A 17,218-nucleotide genomic window follows, 5' to 3' on the forward strand; every position below is an offset into this window, starting at 1 on the left:
CCGCCGAGAACCCGCTGGCTCAGGTCGATCGCCTCGACTGGGCGCAGATCCGCGCACTCGCGCTGCATCACAAGAAAGCCTTGTGGATCGCCAATGGCGTGGCCGTCCTGGCGGTGCTGTGTTCGGTGCCGATCCCTCTCTTGCTGCCGTTGCTGGTGGACGAAGTCCTGCTGGGCAAGGGCGATGCCGCGTTGCTGTTCATGCAGCGCTTCCTGCCGGACAGCCTGCACAAACCGGTGGGTTACATCGGGCTGATGCTGGTCGCCACGCTGTGCCTGCGGCTCGGGGCGCTGGTGTTCAACGTGATTCAGGCGCGCTCGTTCGCCGGGCTGGCCAAGGATATCGTCTATCGCATTCGCGTTCGCCTCATCGAACGTTTGAAGCGGATTTCCCTTGGCGAATACGAAAGCCTCGGCAGCGGCACGGTGACGGCGCATCTGGTGACCGACCTGGACACGCTGGACAAATTCGTCGGCGAAACCCTGAGCAAATTCCTCGTCGCCATGCTCACGTTGACCGGTACCGCCGCGATTCTGGTGTGGATGCACTGGCAACTGGCCTTGTTGATTCTGTTGTTCAATCCGTTGGTGATTTTCGCCACGGTCAAACTGGGCAAGCGGGTCAAACACCTCAAGAAGCTGGAAAACGACAGCACCTCGCGCTTCACCCAGGCGTTGACCGAAACCCTCGATGCAATCCAGGAAATCCGAGCGGGCAATCGCCAGGGCTATTTCCTCGGCCTGCTCGGTGGGCGTGCCCGCGAAGTGCGGGACTATGCCGTTTCTTCGCAGTGGAAAAGTGATGCGTCGAGCCGTGCCAGCGGGCTGTTGTTTCAGTTCGGCATCGACATTTTCCGCGCCGCCGCGATGCTCACCGTGCTGTTTTCCGACCTGTCGATCGGCCACATGCTCGCGGTGTTCAGCTACCTGTGGTTCATGATCGGGCCGGTGGAGCAATTGCTGAACCTGCAATACGCGTTTTACGCGGCAGGCGGCGCGCTGACCCGGATCAACGAATTGCTCGCCCGCGCCGACGAACCGCAGTACGAGGGTGGTGTGAACCCGTTCGCGGGGCGCGACACCGTCAGTATCGATGTTCACGGTGTGTGCTTTGGCTACAACGAAGAGCGCGTGCTGGACCAACTCGACCTGTCCATCCAGCCTGGCGAAAAGGTCGCCATCGTCGGCGCCAGTGGTGGAGGCAAAAGCACGTTGATGCAGCTGTTGCTGGGGCTTTACAGTCCGCAATCCGGGACGATCCGCTTCGGCGGCGCACGCCTCGAAGACATCGGCCTGGAAACGGTGCGTGAAAACGTCGCCATCGTGCTGCAACACCCGGCGCTGTTCAACGATACGGTCCGCGCCAACCTCTCAATGGGCCGCGAGCGCACCGACGAGGCCTGTTGGCAAGCGCTGGGAATCGCTCAACTGGACGCCACGATTCGCGCCTTGCCGCTCGGGCTGGACAGCGTCGTCGGGCGTTCCGGCGTGCGGCTGTCCGGTGGGCAACGGCAGCGACTGGCCATTGCTCGCATGGTGCTGGCAGACCCCAAGGTGGTCATTCTCGACGAAGCCACCTCAGCGTTGGACGCTGCGACTGAGTACAACCTTCATCAAGCCCTGAACCGCTTCCTCAGCGGTCGTACGACGCTCATCATTGCCCACCGTCTGTCTGCCGTTAAGCAGGCCGATCGAGTGTTAGTCTTCGACGGTGGTCGAATTGCTGAAGACGGCGACCACCAGCAGCTCATTGCCGATGGCGGCCTCTATGCACGGCTGTATGGGCACCTGCAACAGCTCTGATACAGCTGGTCGGTTTTTCTCACATGTTGTCTCAAATGGCGTATCGCCACTGGAACACGTCAATTCTTGGGCTACGCTTGAGCGCTGTGTTCAATGAAAATGTGAAAAGCGTCATATTTACGTCTCTCGCTTCTCCGAGTGCTGCTTAAGCGGCTATCTTGAAGAGGCGAGAGTTGACCGCTGCATCGTGGAAAATTAGCCGAGTCTCTTGAGCTTCAGGCAGGCGCCTGGGCCGGGGAAGTGAGTATCTGGCAGTGCTGATGAAAGGGACACCATGAAGCAAAAGCGGATTCTCGAGAAGCCCCGTCTTCTGGGCATCGTTTGGCCATTTATCGCTGTGGTGCTGTTACAGGCGCTCTTGGGTTGCGTCAGCCTTTATATGATGTCAGCGGTGCGCAGCTACGTGGGTGGAGAGAGTCTCTGGTCCAAAGGGCAAAAGGACGCCATTTATTACCTGAACCTCTACGCCAACAGCCGCGACGAACTCAATTATCAGAAATACCAGAAAGCCATCGCCATTCCCCAGGGCGGCCACGACCTGCGGGTGGCGATGGACCAACCCGAACCGGACATCGCTCGCGCCAACGCGGGGATTCTGCAGGGTGGTAACCATCCCGACGACGCTCAGGGCATCATCTGGCTCTACCTGAATTTCCGCCATTTCAGCTACCTGGAAAAAGCCATCGACCTGTGGAAGATCGGCGATGGTTATCTGGTGCAACTGGATGAAGTCGCCCATGAAATGCACGGGCGCATTGTCGATGGCAGTGCCACCAACGCCGACGTGATGGAGTGGCGACACCGGATCAACGCCATCAACGAGGGCGTCACCCCGGCCGCGATGGCGTTCAGCGATGCCCTCGGAGAGGGTTCGCGGGTCATCTTGCGGATTCTGGTGGTTGTCAACCTGACCACCGCGATTTTCCTGATTCTGCTCGCGCTCCTGCGCACTCATAAATTGCTGGAACAACGCCACGCGTTTGCCCTTGCTTTGCAAACCGAGAAGGAGCGCGCGCAAATTACGCTGGAGTCCATTGGCGACGGGGTTATCACCACCGATGTCGACGGGTCCATTGCTTACATGAACCCCGCCGCCGAACAAATGACGCACTGGAAGACCGGGCAGGCCACCGGTCTGCCGCTGGCCGCGCTTTTCAACCTGATCGATGAGAACGACCAAAAGGAGAGCGCGACGCTCATCGACCACATTCTCAGCGGCAAATTGGGGGGCGGCAGCGAAAACGCCAAATTGATCCAGCGTCTGGACGGCAGCACGGTCTCGGTCGCGCTGGTGGGCTCGCCGATTCGCACGGAGGGCAAAGTCAGCGGCGCCGTGCTGGTCTTGCACGACATGACCCAGGAGCGGCAGTACATCGCCAACCTGTCGTGGCAGGCCACTCATGATGCGTTGACCGGCCTGGCCAACCGTCGCGAATTCGAGTATCGGCTGGAGCTGGCGTTAAGCGGTCTCGGGCATCATCCGGGCAATCATGCCGTGATGTTCCTCGATCTGGATCAGTTCAAGCTGGTCAACGACACCAGCGGCCACGCAGCGGGCGACGAATTGCTCAGGCACATCTGCGCATTGCTGCAACAGGGGATTCGCGAAGGCGACACGTTGGCGCGGCTGGGCGGTGACGAGTTCGGCATTCTGCTGGAGCATTGCGCGCCCGACGCGGCGGAGCGAATCGCTGAAGGCCTGCGTGAGACCGTGGAAAGCCTGCACTTTGTGTGGAAGGGGCGTCCGTTCGTGACCACCGTCAGCGTGGGGATGGTGCACATTTCCGACACGCCTACGACCCTGGAAGCCTCGCTGCGCTCCGCCGACATGGCGTGCTACATGGCCAAGGAAAAAGGCCGGAACCGGGTGCAGGTGTATCACGACGACGATTCGGAGCTTTCCACGCGCTTTGGTGAAATGGCCTGGATTCAACGCCTGCACATGGCACTGGACGACAACCGTTTCTGCCTGTACTCGCAGGAAATTGCGCCGTTAAGCCGAGAGGCGGCCCATGGCAATGGCCACGTAGAGATCCTGCTCCGGTTGCGTGACGAATCCGGTCGCCTGATCCTGCCCGACAATTTCATCCCTGCTGCCGAGCGCTACGGCATGATGAGCACCCTGGATCGCTGGGTGGTGCAGAACGTTTTCAAGATCATCTCCGAGTGTTTGAGTGACAATCACCGCAAGGGCCCGATGGCCGTCTGTGCAATCAATTTGTCCGGCACCAGTATTGGCGATGATGCCTTCCTCGAATATTTGCGACAGCAGTTCCAAATCTACGCAATTCCTCCTGAACTTATCTGTTTCGAGATCACCGAAACCAGTGCGATCGCCAATTTGGGCAGTGCTATTCGGTTTATTAACGAACTCAAAAGTCTGGGATGCCGCTTTTCTCTGGATGACTTCTGTGCAGGCATGTCGTCATTCGCTTACTTGAAGCATTTGCCTGTGGATTTCTTGAAGATTGATGGCAGTTTCGTAAAAGACATGCTCGACGATCCGGTCAACCGGGCGATGGTGGAAGTGATCAACCATATCGGGCACGTGATGGGCAAACAGACGATCGCTGAGTTCGTCGAAAGCCCCCAGATAGAGCAGGCGTTATTGGAAATCGGTGTGGACTACGCTCAGGGGTACGTTATCGAGCGACCGCAATTATTCACCTGTGAATGTCTGCACGCACGGCCCGCGAGGCAGACCCCAATGTTATTCAGCGCACCCGGGACATTTCGCTGAATAACCCGATGCAACACAAACATAAGGAGCTACACAGTGATCGATATGTTCATTAGAACCGGTCCGCTGATGGATGCCAGCAGTTACCCCGCTTGGGCACAGCAATTGATCGAGGATTGCAGTGACGCCAAGGCACGCGTGGTAGGGCATGAACTTTATCAACGTATGCGAGATGGTCAGCTGAGTTCGAAGACCATGCGCCAGTATTTGATTGGCGGATGGCCTGTCGTTGAACAGTTTGCGGTTTACATGGCGCATAACCTGACCAAAACCCGTTTCGCCCGTCATCCCGGCGAAGACATGGCGCGTCGCTGGTTGATGCGCAATATTCGGGTTGAACTCAATCATGCCGATTACTGGGTAAATTGGAGCGCGGCCCATGGGGTCACGCTGGAGGACCTGCAAGCGCAGCGCGTTCCGTCGGAGTTGCACGCACTGAATCACTGGTGCTGGCACAGCTGTTCGTCGGAGCCGCTGGTCGTCGCGATCGCAGCGACTAACTATGCCATCGAAGGCGCGACCGGTGAGTGGTCTGCTGTCGTATGTTCACAAGAGACATACGCAGATTTGTTCCCGCCGGAGTTGCGAAAGCGCGCGATGAAGTGGCTGAAAATGCACGCTCAATATGACGATTCCCACCCTTGGGAAGCCCTGGAAATCATTTGTACGCTGGCCGGCAATCACCCCAGCGAGCAACTGCAGGCGGACCTCAGGATGGCGATCTGCAAGAGTTATGAGTACATGTACCTGTTCCTGGAACGGTGCATGGTGTTGGAACGGCCGCAGGAAGCGAAAGCCCCCGCGTTCGATCGCCGGTTCGCTGTTCGCGCCTGAGCCTGATCAGCCAGCCATTTCGAGGCGATTGCGGCCCTGGCGTTTTGCAGCGTACAGGGCCGTGTCAGCGCGACGCACCAGGCTGTCGGTGGATTCCCCCGGCAGCAGCGTCGAGCAGCCCAGGCTGACGGTCAGTTCCACCGGGCTTCCATTGACCGGATACGTGAGTTGCAGTGCCGCATGACGCAGGCGTTCGCCTACCAGTGCGGCTGACTCACGACCGGTATTGGTCAGTACGATCAGAAATTCTTCCCCGCCAAATCTGAACACTTGATCGATGTTGCGCAGGCGGTCCTTGATCGCATCCGCGACCGCTCTCAGGACTTCATCACCTGTGGCATGGCCATGGGTATCGTTGATGCCTTTGAAATGATCGATGTCCAGCATCAGCACCGAGAGGGGTTGCTGCTGACGTCGGGCTATTTCGATTTCCCGGGTCAGAGACTGCTCCATCGCAATTCGGTTGCCCGCGCCCGTCAGCGGGTCGCGCAGAGCACTCAGGCTGGCGTTGCGATACAGCAGAGCGTTACGCAGCGGGTACAACAGGCTGGTCAGCAGCGATTCAAGCTGGGCCAGTTCGTCTTCGCTGAAACGTTGATCCCGCTGAAACGCCAACTCGCCCATCTGCTCGCCTTCATACGTCATGCGGTAGCTGGCGTTGTGCCGTGCCCGCTCACCGAACTCCAGACGCAGGTCCGTGCCCAGATGCTTGTAGATGAGCGCGTCGAGGGGGATGACTTGGCTCACGTTGTGAAAAAACATCGAGAGAATCTTGTCTGCTTCGAGGCTGGTCTGTAGTTGCAGGGCCAGGCGACGTTGTAGCTGGTCATAGTCCAGAAGCGGCTGCGCAGGCGTCTGCGCGTGCGAGAACCCAAAGCGTTGCAGCCTTGCACTGTCAAAATCGATGGCATTGGTTCTTGTTGGAAAACTCATGTTTTCGCTCCTGCGCCTCTCATCGGGCCTGACGTTGACAGAGCGAAAGTCATGCCAATTCGAACGTTCAGTCGGATCACCATAGAAATCAGACGGTTAGCGTCAAGGGGGGCTGATGGACAGCTCACTCGCGCCTTGGAATTGACTAACGTACCGGATCACAGGCCGAGGGACTACAAAGAGGCGACGGAAAACCGCCGAGAGGAGGGTTGGCAACGAGCCGACCGCGCGGACTCAGGTTGGCATCGAGACTTTCTGTGGGAGCGAAATCATTCGCGAAGGGTAGGCCAGCCGAAGCATCTCTATCGGCTGGTCTATTTTTCGCGAATGAATTCGCTCCCACAGGGGGCGGCAGCCCGTAGCTGATGGCTATTTCGTCTGCGCATCGAACGCCTGGCCATTGATCCCCGAACTGTCCGGCCCCATCAGGTACAGGTACACCGGCATGATCTCTTCAGGCGTCGGGTTGTTCAGCGGGTTTTCCGCAGGATAGGCCTGTGCGCGCATGTCGGTGCGGGTGCCGCCGGGGTTGATGCTGTTGGCGCGCACCGAGGCCACGTCTTCCAGCTCGTCAGCCAGGGTCTGCATCAGCCCTTCGGTAGCGAACTTCGATACGCCATAGGCGCCCCAATACGCACGGCCTTTGCGCCCGACGCTGCTGGAGGTGAACACCACCGAGGCGTCCTGAGACAGTTTGAGCAAGGGCAGCAGCGCAGCAGTGAGCATGAACATTGCGTTGACGTTGATGTGCATCACCCGCATGAAATGTTCGCCGGACAACTGTTCGACGGGCGTGCGCGGGCCAATGATCGACGCGTTGTGCAGCAGGCCATCGAGGTGTCCGAATTCGGTTTCGATCATCGCCGCCAGTTCGTCGTACTGATGGGGCAGGGCGGTTTCCAGATCGAAGGGAATCACGGCAGGTTGAGGATGGCCTGCGGCTTCGATCTCATCGTAAATAGCGGTCAGGTTCGCTTCGGTCTTGCCCAGCAGCAACACCGTCGCACCATGGGCCGCATAGGTTTTCGCGGCAGCAGCCCCGATGCCACGGCCTGCGCCGGTGACCAGAATGATGCGGTCCTTGAGCAGCTCGGGGCGGGCGGAGTAATTGAACATGAGGGGCCTCGCTTTGATAGGTCCTTTGGAAAGTGGCACGCCGCGAACGGCTTTTGCCCGGAGAGCGTAGGAGCAAGCTTGCTCGCGATCGGCTGCGCAGCAGTCGTAAAATCTGACACCTCGATTGTGTCAGATGTACGGCATCCGCTGGTTTTGCTGCCGCTTCGGTTGGACGCGACCCCGGGCAGATCGCAGGCAAGCCAGCTCCCACGCCCTCCGGGCAGAATCAAAAGCGGTTCGCGCGAATGCACGTTACGGCCGTCAGCAACTGCACAACGCATTGTCCAGCACCCGCCGCAATTCCAGCGGGTGATCCACCACTACGTCCGCGCCCCAGTGGTCGGGGTTGTCGTGGGGATGAATATAGCCATAACGCACAGCCGCCGTTTTGGTGCCCGCGTCGCGGCCCGACTCGATGTCGCGCAAATCATCGCCCACGAACAGCACGCTCGCCGGGTCCAGATCGAGCATCTTGCAGGCCAGCAGCAACGGCTCGGGGTCCGGCTTGCTCTTGGTCACGTGGTCCGGGCAAATCAGCACCGCAGAGCGTCCGCTGAGCCCCAACTGATCCATGATCGGCTGCGCGAAACGCACCGGCTTGTTGGTCACCACGCCCCAGATCAGCTTGGCTTTTTCGATGTCGGCCAACAATTCGGCCATGCCGTCGAACAACCGGCTGTGGACGGCGCAATCCTTCTGATAGCGCTCCAGAAACTCCAGACGCAGCGCCTCGAATTCCGGCTCATTCGGCGACATCGCAAACGCCGCCGCGACCATCGCCTTGGCGCCGCCCGAGATTTCATCACGAATCAGCTTGTCTTCCACCGGCGGGAATCCACGCTCGGCGCGCATCGCCTGACAGATCGCGATAAAGTCCGGTGCGGTGTCGAGCAGCGTGCCGTCCATGTCGAAGAGAACCGCTCTCAGGCGCATGACTCAGGCCCCCTTCAGCGTCTGGATCATGTAGTTGACGTCGACGTCCGAGGCCAGTTTGTAGTGCTTGGTCAGTGGGTTATAGGTCAGGCCAATGATGTCCTTCACCTCCAGACCCGCCTGACGGCTCCATGCGCCCAGCTCGGAAGGGCGGATGAATTTCTTGAAGTCATGGGTGCCGCGAGGCAGCAGGTTCATGATGTATTCCGCCCCGATGATTGCGAACAGGTACGCCTTCGGGTTGCGGTTGATGGTGGAGAAAAACACCTGGCCGCCCGGCTTGACCATCTTGTAGCAGGCGCGAATCACCGAGGACGGATCGGGCACGTGCTCCAGCATTTCGAGACAGGTCACGACATCGAATTGCTCGGGCATTTCTTCAGCCAGGGCTTCGGCAGTGATCTGGCGGTATTCGACGCTGACGCCGGATTCCAGCTGATGCAACTGGGCAACTGCCAGCGGCGCTTCGCCCATGTCGATGCCGGTTACCGTGGCGCCGCGCAGGGCCATCGCCTCGCTGAGAATGCCGCCGCCACAACCGACGTCCAGCACCTTCTTGCCCGCCAGACTGACGCGCTCGTCGATCCAGTTCACCCGCAGCGGGTTGATGTCGTGCAGTGGCTTGAACTCGCTGTTGCGGTCCCACCAGCGATGGGCCAGCGCTTCAAATTTGGCGATTTCGGCGTGGTCGACGTTGCTCATGTGTGATCCCTCTAAAACGTGAAATTCGGTGCCGATCACGGCGCGTGGCCCTGATCGTGAAAAAAGCTGTGCGCCCGTCGTCAGCCCTTGGCGGCGATGCAGTTGCCCCAGGCCTTGGCGGTCCTGATCAGCGCGTCTTCGTCCATGCGTGTCAGGCGCTTGTCTTGCAGCAATTGTTTGCCGCCGACCCACACGTGGGTCACGCAATCCCGCCCACTGGCGTAGATCAACTGGGACACCGGGTCGTACACCGGCTGCTGCGCCAGACCCGACAGGTCAAACGCGGTCATGTCCGCTGCCTTGCCGAGTTGCAGCGACCCGGTCTGGTCTTCGATGCCCAGGGCGCGTGCGCCGTTCAATGTCGCCATGCGCAGCGCCCGGTGGGCGTCCAGCGCCGTGGCGGAACCGGCGACGGCCTTGGCCAGCAAGGCGGCGGTACGGGTTTCGCTGAGCAAATCCAGATCGTTATTGCTGGCCGCGCCGTCGGTGCCGATCGCCACGTTGACGCCCGCTTGCCATAGCCGCTCGACCGGACAAAAGCCACTGGCCAGCTTCATGTTCGACTCGGGGCAGTGAATCACGCTGGAATTGGTTTCTACCAGCATGGCCAGGTCGTCATCGCTGATCTGGGTCATGTGCACGGCTTGAAAACGCGGGCCCAGCAGGCCCAGGCGATGCAGCCGCGCCAATGGCCGCTCATTGCGTTGTTGAACAGCCTCGCTGACTTCAGCGGCGGTTTCATGAACGTGCATGTGAATGGCAGCGTCCAGTTCGTCGGCGATGACCCGGATTTTTTCCAGGTTTTCATCGCTGACCGTGTAAGGCGCGTGCGGCCCCATGGCGATCCGGATGCGGTCGTGATGGGCCATGTCGTTGAACAGTTCGATGCCGATGTGCAGCGCTTCATCAGGATTGCGGGCACCGGGTATCGGGAAGTCCAGCACCGGCACCGTGATCTGTGCGCGAATGCCACTGTTGTGCACGCGTTCGGCGGCGACTTTCGGGAAGAAATACATGTCAGAGAAGCACGTGATGCCGCCCTTGAGCTGCTCGGCGATGGCGATGTCGGTGCCATCGCGCACGAAGTCTTCGTCGACCCACTTGCCTTCGGCGGGCCAGATATGGTCCTGCAGCCAGGTCATCAGCGGCAGGTCGTCGGCCAGCCCACGAAAGAGCGTCATGGCGGCGTGGCCGTGGGCGTTGATCAGGCCGGGGCTGAGCAGCATGCCGGGGAGCTCGCGCACTTCCCGTGCGTTTTGCCGCAAGGCTTCGGCCTTGGGGCCGATATACGCGATGAGGCCGTCACGAATGCCGATTCCGTGTTGTGGCAACACGACGCCAGCGGGTTCGACCGGCACCAGCCAGTCCGGCAGGAGCAAGAGGTCGAGCGGGGCAGCGGAATCAGGCATGGGAACGGGCTTCCAGTGGCGCAATACAGGGACGGCGAAGTATACCCGAGCGTCTTGGCGGGCGGCTCGCTATAATCGGCGGCTTTTTCAGCTGCTGGCCTTTTGATTTCTGGCATCCGAAACAAATTGTGGGAGCGAGCGAGCTCGCGAAAGCCAAGGTTCGATCACCGCAATGATTCGAATGTTCTGAGCGCCCTGGTCTTCAAAATTCATCATGTGGGGTGTGCAATGCGCGATCAGTTACTGGCCGCAGAAAAGGTCAAGGCCATCGAGTGGCGGGATGGCACGCTGTACCTGCTGGACCAGCGCGTGCTGCCCTTCGAGCAGACGTGGCTGGCCTATCACACCGCTGAAGGGGTCGCCGAAGCCATCCGCAGCATGGTCGTGCGCGGCGCGCCGGCCATCGGCATCGCGGCAGCCTATGGCCTGGTTCTTGGTGTGTTCGAGCGCTACGCCCAAGGCGGCCACTGGCAAATGTCGCTGGAAGAGGATTTCGATCTACTGGTCAACGCCCGACCCACGGCCGTCAATCTGTTCTGGGCGCTGAATCGCATGCGCGAGCGCTTGTATCGGATCAAAGAGGGTGATGACCCGCGTCCGGCCATGGAAGCTGAGGCGGCAGCGATTCACCTCAGCGACCGTGAAGCCAACCTGACCATGGCGCAGCTCGGCGTGGACCTGATTCGCAAGCATCAGGGCAACCTGCAAACCGTGCTGACCCACTGCAACGCCGGCGCGCTGGCAACGGGCGGATTCGGCACGGCCCTCGGCGTGATTCGCGCTGCCTATATAGAAGGCATGATTGAGCGCGTGTACGCCGACGAGACCCGCCCCTGGCTGCAAGGCTCGCGCCTGACGGCCTGGGAGTTGGCCAACGAAGGCATCCCGGTGACCGTGACCGTTGATTCGGCCGCTGCGCACCTGATGAAAACCAAGGGTCTGACCTGGGTCATCGTCGGCGCCGACCGCATCACCGCCAATGGGGACGTCGCGAACAAGATCGGCACCTATCAATTGGCCGTCGCGGCAATGCACCACGGCGTGCGTTTCATGGTGGTCGCGCCGAGTTCGACCATCGACTTGAACCTCGCCACCGGTGAAGACATTCCCCTCGAAGAGCGCGACGGCAGCGAGATTCTGAACGTGGGCGGCCAGCGCCTCGGCGCCGAGGTCGACGCGTTCAATCCGGTGTTCGACGTGACGCCTGCGGACCTGATCGACGCCATCGTGACTGAAAAAGGCATCGTCGAACGTCCTGACACGGCAAAAATGGCCCAGCTGATGTGCCGTAAACGCTTGCATTGATCACTTTGTCGCAGGCGCTACCGGCCAGCCGGGTCAGCGCTAAAGGGGCCTGTGAGCGCTTCTCAGGCCGCTGATGGCGAAATGGCGTGTTTGCAGGGCGCTCAAATGCTGCGTGTCCGACGACGATTGTGGTAACATCCGGCGGTTTCCAAGGGGGCGCATTGCGGCCCCCTTCACTGCGCAAATCCATGGCTTAACTCGCTGATTTGTCGTAAGTCGTCGCCAGGCAATCGCCGGCGGCGGCGAGCTTCGTTCATCCCGGATGGATGTGCGAGGTTTCACCAGAAAAAGGAATCGAGCTTCTCATGGGCGAACTGGCCAAAGAAATCCTACCGGTCAATATCGAAGACGAGCTGAAGCAGTCCTACCTCGACTACGCGATGAGCGTCATCGTCGGACGAGCTCTGCCCGATGCGCGCGACGGCTTGAAGCCCGTGCACCGGCGTGTACTGTACGCAATGAGCGAACTGGGTAACGACTGGAACAAGCCGTACAAGAAATCCGCCCGTGTGGTCGGTGACGTCATCGGTAAGTATCACCCTCACGGTGACACTGCGGTCTACGACACTATCGTACGTATGGCCCAGCCTTTCTCCCTGCGCTACCTGCTGGTAGACGGTCAGGGCAACTTCGGTTCGGTGGACGGCGACAACGCCGCGGCCATGCGATACACCGAAGTGCGCATGACCAAGCTGGCCCACGAACTGCTGGCGGACCTGCACAAGGAAACTGTCGACTGGGTGCCCAACTACGACGGCACCGAACAGATCCCGGCGGTCATGCCGACCCGTATTCCCAACCTGCTGGTCAACGGCTCCAGCGGTATTGCCGTGGGCATGGCGACCAACATTCCGCCGCACAACCTCGGCGAAGTCATCGACGGTTGTCTGGCGCTGATCGACAACGGCGACCTGACCGTTGACGAACTGATGCACTACATTCCCGGCCCTGACTTCCCGACAGCGGGGATCATCAACGGCCGTGCCGGTATCGTCGAAGCCTACAAGACCGGTCGTGGCCGTATTTACATGCGCGCCCGCTCCCTCGTCGAAGACATCGACAAGGTTGGCGGTCGCCAGCAGATCGTCATCACCGAGCTGCCGTACCAGCTGAACAAGGCGCGTCTGATCGAGAAGATCGCCGAGCTGGTGAAAGAGAAGAAGCTCGAAGGCATCACCGAACTGCGCGATGAGTCCGACAAGGACGGCATGCGCGTGGTCATCGAGCTGCGTCGCGGCGAAGTGCCTGAGGTCATCCTCAACAACCTCTACGCCCAGACCCAGCTGCAAAGCGTATTCGGCATCAACATCGTTGCGCTGATCGACGGCCGTCCACGGATCCTCAACCTCAAGGACCTGCTGGAAGCCTTCATTCGTCACCGCCGCGAAGTCGTCACCCGTCGCACCGTGTTCGAACTGCGCAAAGCTCGCGAGCGTGGCCACATCCTCGAAGGTCAGGCCGTTGCCCTGTCGAACATCGACCCGGTCATCGAACTGATCAAAGCGTCGCCGACCCCCGCCGAAGCGAAGGAAGGCCTGATCAACACGCCGTGGGAATCGAGCGCCGTGGTCGAGATGGTCGAGCGCGCAGGCGCCGAATCGTCCCGCCCGGAAAACCTCGACCCGCAATACGGGCTGCGTGACGGCAAGTATTTCCTGTCGCCGGAACAGGCTCAGGCCATTCTGGAACTGCGTCTGCACCGTCTGACCGGTCTGGAACACGAAAAACTGCTGACCGAGTATCAGGAAATCCTGACTCAGATCGGCGAGCTGATCCGCATCCTCAACAGCTCCACGCGCCTGATGGAAGTCATCCGCGAAGAGCTGGAACTGATCCGTGCCGAATATGGCGATGTCCGCCGCACCGAGATTCTCGATGCGCGTCTGGACCTGACCCTGGGCGACATGATTCCGGAAGAAGAGCGCGTCGTGACCATCTCCCACGGTGGTTATGCGAAGACTCAACCGCTGGCCGTCTATCAGGCTCAGCGTCGCGGCGGCAAAGGCAAATCGGCTACCGGCGTCAAGGATGAGGACTACATCGCTCACCTGCTGGTCGCCAACAGCCACACCACGCTGCTGATGTTCTCCAGCAAGGGCAAGGTGTACTGGCTCAAGACCTACGAGATTCCGGAAGCGTCCCGCGCGGCCCGTGGTCGTCCGCTGGTCAACCTGCTGCCGTTGAGCGAAGGCGAATACATCACCACCATGCTGCCGGTCGATCTGGAAGCCATGCGCAAGCAGGCTGACGAAGAAGAGGCCGAAGGCGTGGAAACCGATGTCGAAGACATCGAGAACAGCAACGAGACCGAAGAAGAGCGCAAGGCGCGTATCAAGGCCGCAGACAAGAAGAAGGCCCCGTTCATCTTCATGTCCACCGCCAACGGTACGGTCAAGAAAACCCCGCTGGTGGCGTTCAGCCGTCAGCGCAGCGTCGGTCTGATCGCGCTGGAGCTGGACGAAGGCGACATCCTGATTTCCGCAGCCATCACCGACGGCGAGCAGGAAATCATGCTGTTCTCCGACGGCGGCAAGGTCACCCGCTTCAAGGAATCCGACGTTCGCGCCATGGGCCGTACGGCGCGCGGTGTGCGTGGCATGCGCCTGGCCGAAGGGCAGAAGCTGATTTCCATGCTGATCCCGGAAGAAGGCAGCGAGATTCTCACCGCCTCCGAACGTGGCTACGGCAAGCGCACGGCAATCACTGAGTTCCCTGAATACAAGCGTGGCGGTCAGGGCGTTATCGCCATGGTCAGCAACGAGCGTAACGGCCGTCTGGTCGGCGCGGTTCAGGTGCAGGACGGCGAAGAGATCATGCTGATTTCCGACCAGGGCACCCTGGTTCGTACCCGTGTCGACGAAGTGTCGAGTCTGGGCCGTAACACCCAGGGCGTGACCCTGATCAAGCTGGCGAAAGACGAGAAACTGGTCGGCCTGGAGCGTGTTCAGGAGCCGTCCGAAGTCGAAGGTGAAGGGCTCGAAGGCGAAGCGTTGGACGGCGACGTGCTGGATGGCGAGCTTGCCAACCTGTCCGAGGCCGACGCTGACGAATCGGCCAGCGATCTGCAAGCCGATGCTACTTCCGACGAAGAACCGCAGGACTGATAGACGTTGTACTTGAGGGCCCTTGCAGGGCCCTCTTGGCTTTGGCCAGCCCTTGCGCAACACGCCTGGTGGCCAGGCCGTTTCGAATTCTACGAGTTGACGAGAGTGGATATGAGCAAGCGAGCCTTTAACTTCTGCGCCGGCCCTGCCGCGCTTCCTGATGCTGTTTTGCAACGCGCCCAGGCTGAAATGCTGGATTGGCACGGCAAGGGCTTGTCAGTGATGGAGATGAGTCATCGCAGCGACGACTACACCGCCATCGCCGAAAAGGCCGAGCAAGACCTGCGCGAGCTGCTGTCCGTCCCCTCCAACTACAAAATCCTCTTCCTGCAAGGTGGCGCGAGCCAGCAATTCGCTGAGATTCCGCTGAACCTGCTGCCGGAAAACGGCACGGCCGATTACATCGAAACCGGCATCTGGTCGAAAAAGGCCATTGAAGAAGCCCGTCGGTTCGGCAACGTCAACGTTGCGGCTAGCGCCAAGCCGTTCGACTACCTGGCGATTCCTGGCCAGAACGAATGGAACCTGACCAAAAACGCCGCTTATGTTCACTATGCTTCCAACGAAACCATTGGCGGCCTGCAGTTTGACTGGGTGCCTGAGACTGGCGACGTTCCGCTGGTGGTCGACATGTCTTCGGACATCCTGTCGCGCCCGATCGACGTCTCGCAGTTCGGCCTGATCTACGCCGGTGCCCAGAAAAACATCGGCCCGAGCGGCCTGGTGGTGGTGATCGTTCGTGAAGACCTGCTGGGTCGCGCCCGCAGCAGTTGCCCGACGATGCTCGATTACAAGATCTCCGCCGACAACGGTTCGATGTACAACACCCCGGCCACCTATTCCTGGTACCTGTCGGGCCTCGTCTTCGAGTGGCTGAAAGAGCAGGGCGGTGTTGATGCGATGGAGAAGCGCAATCGCGCGAAGAAAGACCGTCTGTACGGTTTCATCGATGCCAGCGACTTCTACACCAACCCGATCAGCCACAACGCCCGTTCGTGGATGAACGTGCCGTTCCGTCTGGCGGACGAGCGTCTGGACAAGGCGTTCCTGGCCGGTGCCGAAGAGCGTGCGCTGCTCAACCTCAAGGGTCACCGTTCGGTGGGCGGCATGCGCGCCTCGATCTACAACGCCCTGGGCCTGGACGCCGTCGAAGCGCTGGTGGCCTACATGGCTGAATTCGAGAAGGAACACGGCTGATGTCTGAACAAGAACTCAAGGCGCTGCGCGTCCGCATCGACAGCCTGGACGAAAAGGTTCTGGAGCTGATCAGCGAACGTGCTCGCTGCGCGCAGGAAGTGGCGCGTGTGAAAATGGCCAGCCTGGCAGAGGGCGAGGAGCCGGTGTTCTACCGCCCCGAGCGTGAAGCCGCTGTGTTGAAGCGCGTCATGGAGCGCAACCGTGGCCCGCTGAGCAACGAAGAGATGGCGCGGCTGTTCCGCGAAATCATGTCGTCCTGCCTGGCGCTGGAGCAGCCGCTCAAGGTCGCGTATCTCGGGCCTGAAGGCACGTTCACGCAAGCCGCTGCGCTGAAACACTTCGGCCATGCCGTGATCAGTAAGCCGATGGCGGCCATCGATGAAGTGTTCCGTGAAGTGGCCGCCGGTGCGGTCAATTTCGGCGTAGTGCCGGTGGAAAACTCCACCGAAGGCGCGGTCAACCACACGCTGGACAGCTTCCTCGAACACGACATGGTCATCTGTGGCGAAGTCGAGTTGCGCATTCACCATCACTTGCTGGTGGGCGAAAACACCAAGACCGACAGCATCAGCCGCATTTATTCCCACGCTCAGTCGCTGGCCCAGTGCCGCAAGTGGCTGGACGCGCATTACCCGAACGTCGAGCGTGTCGCGGTTTCCAGCAACGCCGAAGCCGCCAAGCGCGTGAAGGGCGAGTGGAATTCCGCGGCCATCGCGGGTGATATGTCTGCGGGCCTGTACAACCTCACGCGCATCGCCGAGAAGATCGAAGACCGCCCGGACAATTCGACGCGCTTCCTGATGATCGGCAACCAGGAAGTGCCGCCGACGGGCGACGACAAAACGTCGATCATCGTGTCGATGAGCAACAAGCCGGGTGCGCTGCATGAGTTGCTGGTGCCTTTCCATGAAAACGGCATCGACCTGACCCGCATCGAGACCCGGCCTTCGCGCAGCGGTAAATGGACCTACGTGTTCTTCATCGATTTCGTCGGCCATCACCGGGACCCGCTGATCAAGGCGGTGCTGGAGCGGATCAGCCAGGAAGCCGTGGCGCTCAAAGTGCTGGGTTCCTATCCGAAAGCCGTTCTCTAAGCGGCGCTGATCGCACACGATTTCTGTAGCAGCCCGGCTTGTCGGCGGT

The 17,218-nt window shown here is 60.3% G+C and carries 12 protein-coding genes; 7 read left to right on the plus strand and 5 right to left on the minus strand.

Annotation, left to right across the window (positions count from 1 at the left end):
- Positions 1 to 14 precede the first annotated feature (14 nt).
- The 3 genes from GVN17_RS18305 to GVN17_RS18315 all read left to right on the plus strand — a co-directional run bounded on the left by GVN17_RS18305 (position 15) and on the right by GVN17_RS18315 (position 5,376).
- Complete coding sequence (locus tag GVN17_RS18305; protein WP_166596797.1) at positions 15 to 1,802, plus strand: ABC transporter ATP-binding protein; 1,788 nt, start codon at positions 15 to 17, stop codon at positions 1,800 to 1,802.
- 274 nt (positions 1,803 to 2,076) lie between these two features.
- On the plus strand, positions 2,077 to 4,542 hold the full coding sequence (locus GVN17_RS18310) for an EAL domain-containing protein (RefSeq protein ID WP_166596665.1): 2,466 nt from the start codon (positions 2,077 to 2,079) through the stop codon (positions 4,540 to 4,542).
- 36 nt (positions 4,543 to 4,578) lie between these two features.
- Positions 4,579 to 5,376, plus strand: a complete 798-nt coding sequence (locus GVN17_RS18315) for an iron-containing redox enzyme family protein (protein WP_166596666.1) — start codon at positions 4,579 to 4,581, stop codon at positions 5,374 to 5,376.
- Between the two features lie 6 nt (positions 5,377 to 5,382).
- Here the strand turns inward: GVN17_RS18315 and GVN17_RS18320 are convergent, their stop codons facing one another.
- The 5 genes from GVN17_RS18320 to GVN17_RS18340 form a co-directional block, all read right to left on the minus strand.
- Entirely contained in the window at positions 5,383 to 6,309 is a 927-nt protein-coding gene (locus tag GVN17_RS18320) for a GGDEF domain-containing protein (protein ID WP_166596667.1), read from the minus strand.
- Positions 6,310 to 6,678: 369 nt separating this feature from the next.
- The gene (locus GVN17_RS18325) at positions 6,679 to 7,425 is read right to left on the minus strand and encodes a YciK family oxidoreductase (protein ID WP_166596668.1); all 747 of its coding nucleotides are present in this window, start codon (positions 7,423 to 7,425) and stop codon (positions 6,679 to 6,681) included.
- Positions 7,426 to 7,686: 261 nt separating this feature from the next.
- Positions 7,687 to 8,358 carry an N-acetylmuramic acid 6-phosphate phosphatase MupP gene (mupP, locus tag GVN17_RS18330; protein WP_166596669.1) on the minus strand — a complete coding sequence of 224 codons (672 nt, stop codon included), beginning with the start codon at positions 8,356 to 8,358 and terminating at the stop codon, positions 7,687 to 7,689.
- 3 nt (positions 8,359 to 8,361) lie between these two features.
- Positions 8,362 to 9,060, minus strand: a complete 699-nt coding sequence (gene ubiG / locus GVN17_RS18335; RefSeq protein ID WP_166596670.1) for a bifunctional 2-polyprenyl-6-hydroxyphenol methylase/3-demethylubiquinol 3-O-methyltransferase UbiG — start codon at positions 9,058 to 9,060, stop codon at positions 8,362 to 8,364.
- A gap of 80 nt (positions 9,061 to 9,140) precedes the next feature.
- A complete protein-coding gene (locus tag GVN17_RS18340) occupies positions 9,141 to 10,469 on the minus strand; it encodes a TRZ/ATZ family hydrolase (RefSeq protein WP_166596671.1) in 1,329 nt (442 codons plus the stop codon).
- A 228-nt stretch (positions 10,470 to 10,697) separates the two neighbouring features.
- Here GVN17_RS18340 and mtnA point away from each other — a divergent pair, with 228 nt between their 5' ends.
- The 4 genes from mtnA to pheA all read left to right on the plus strand — a co-directional run bounded on the left by mtnA (position 10,698) and on the right by pheA (position 17,169).
- Entirely contained in the window at positions 10,698 to 11,774 is a 1,077-nt protein-coding gene (mtnA, locus tag GVN17_RS18345) for an S-methyl-5-thioribose-1-phosphate isomerase (protein WP_166596672.1), read from the plus strand.
- A gap of 305 nt (positions 11,775 to 12,079) precedes the next feature.
- The gene (gene gyrA / locus GVN17_RS18350; protein ID WP_166596673.1) at positions 12,080 to 14,878 is read left to right on the plus strand and encodes a DNA gyrase subunit A; all 2,799 of its coding nucleotides are present in this window, start codon (positions 12,080 to 12,082) and stop codon (positions 14,876 to 14,878) included.
- 111 nt (positions 14,879 to 14,989) lie between these two features.
- Complete coding sequence (gene serC, locus GVN17_RS18355; RefSeq protein WP_166596674.1) at positions 14,990 to 16,075, plus strand: 3-phosphoserine/phosphohydroxythreonine transaminase; 1,086 nt, start codon at positions 14,990 to 14,992, stop codon at positions 16,073 to 16,075.
- Positions 16,075 to 17,169, plus strand: a complete 1,095-nt coding sequence (gene pheA, locus GVN17_RS18360; protein ID WP_166596675.1) for a prephenate dehydratase — start codon at positions 16,075 to 16,077, stop codon at positions 17,167 to 17,169. Before serC ends, pheA begins: the two co-directional genes overlap by 1 nt.
- Positions 17,170 to 17,218: the final 49 nt, after the last annotated feature.

The sequence above is a fragment of the Pseudomonas sp. SLFW genome (assembly GCF_009905615.1).
In the GTDB taxonomy this organism is placed as follows: Bacteria; Pseudomonadota; Gammaproteobacteria; order Pseudomonadales; family Pseudomonadaceae; genus Aquipseudomonas; species Aquipseudomonas bambusae.

Excerpts from the sequence above, each read along its gene's own strand:
- GVN17_RS18310 (WP_166596665.1), top strand. The coding sequence starts at position 2,077 with ATGAAGCAAAAGCGGATTCTCGAGAAGCCCCGTCTTCTGGGCATCGTT.
- GVN17_RS18320 (WP_166596667.1), bottom strand. The coding sequence starts at position 6,309 with ATGAGTTTTCCAACAAGAACCAATGCCATCGATTTTGACAGTGCAAGG.
- GVN17_RS18325 (WP_166596668.1), bottom strand. The coding sequence starts at position 7,425 with ATGTTCAATTACTCCGCCCGCCCCGAGCTGCTCAAGGACCGCATCATT.
- mupP (WP_166596669.1), bottom strand. The coding sequence starts at position 8,358 with ATGCGCCTGAGAGCGGTTCTCTTCGACATGGACGGCACGCTGCTCGAC.
- ubiG (WP_166596670.1), bottom strand. The coding sequence starts at position 9,060 with ATGAGCAACGTCGACCACGCCGAAATCGCCAAATTTGAAGCGCTGGCC.
- GVN17_RS18340 (WP_166596671.1), bottom strand. The coding sequence starts at position 10,469 with ATGCCTGATTCCGCTGCCCCGCTCGACCTCTTGCTCCTGCCGGACTGG.
- mtnA (WP_166596672.1), top strand. The coding sequence starts at position 10,698 with ATGCGCGATCAGTTACTGGCCGCAGAAAAGGTCAAGGCCATCGAGTGG.
- gyrA (WP_166596673.1), top strand. The coding sequence starts at position 12,080 with ATGGGCGAACTGGCCAAAGAAATCCTACCGGTCAATATCGAAGACGAG.
- serC (WP_166596674.1), top strand. The coding sequence starts at position 14,990 with ATGAGCAAGCGAGCCTTTAACTTCTGCGCCGGCCCTGCCGCGCTTCCT.
- pheA (WP_166596675.1), top strand. The coding sequence starts at position 16,075 with ATGTCTGAACAAGAACTCAAGGCGCTGCGCGTCCGCATCGACAGCCTG.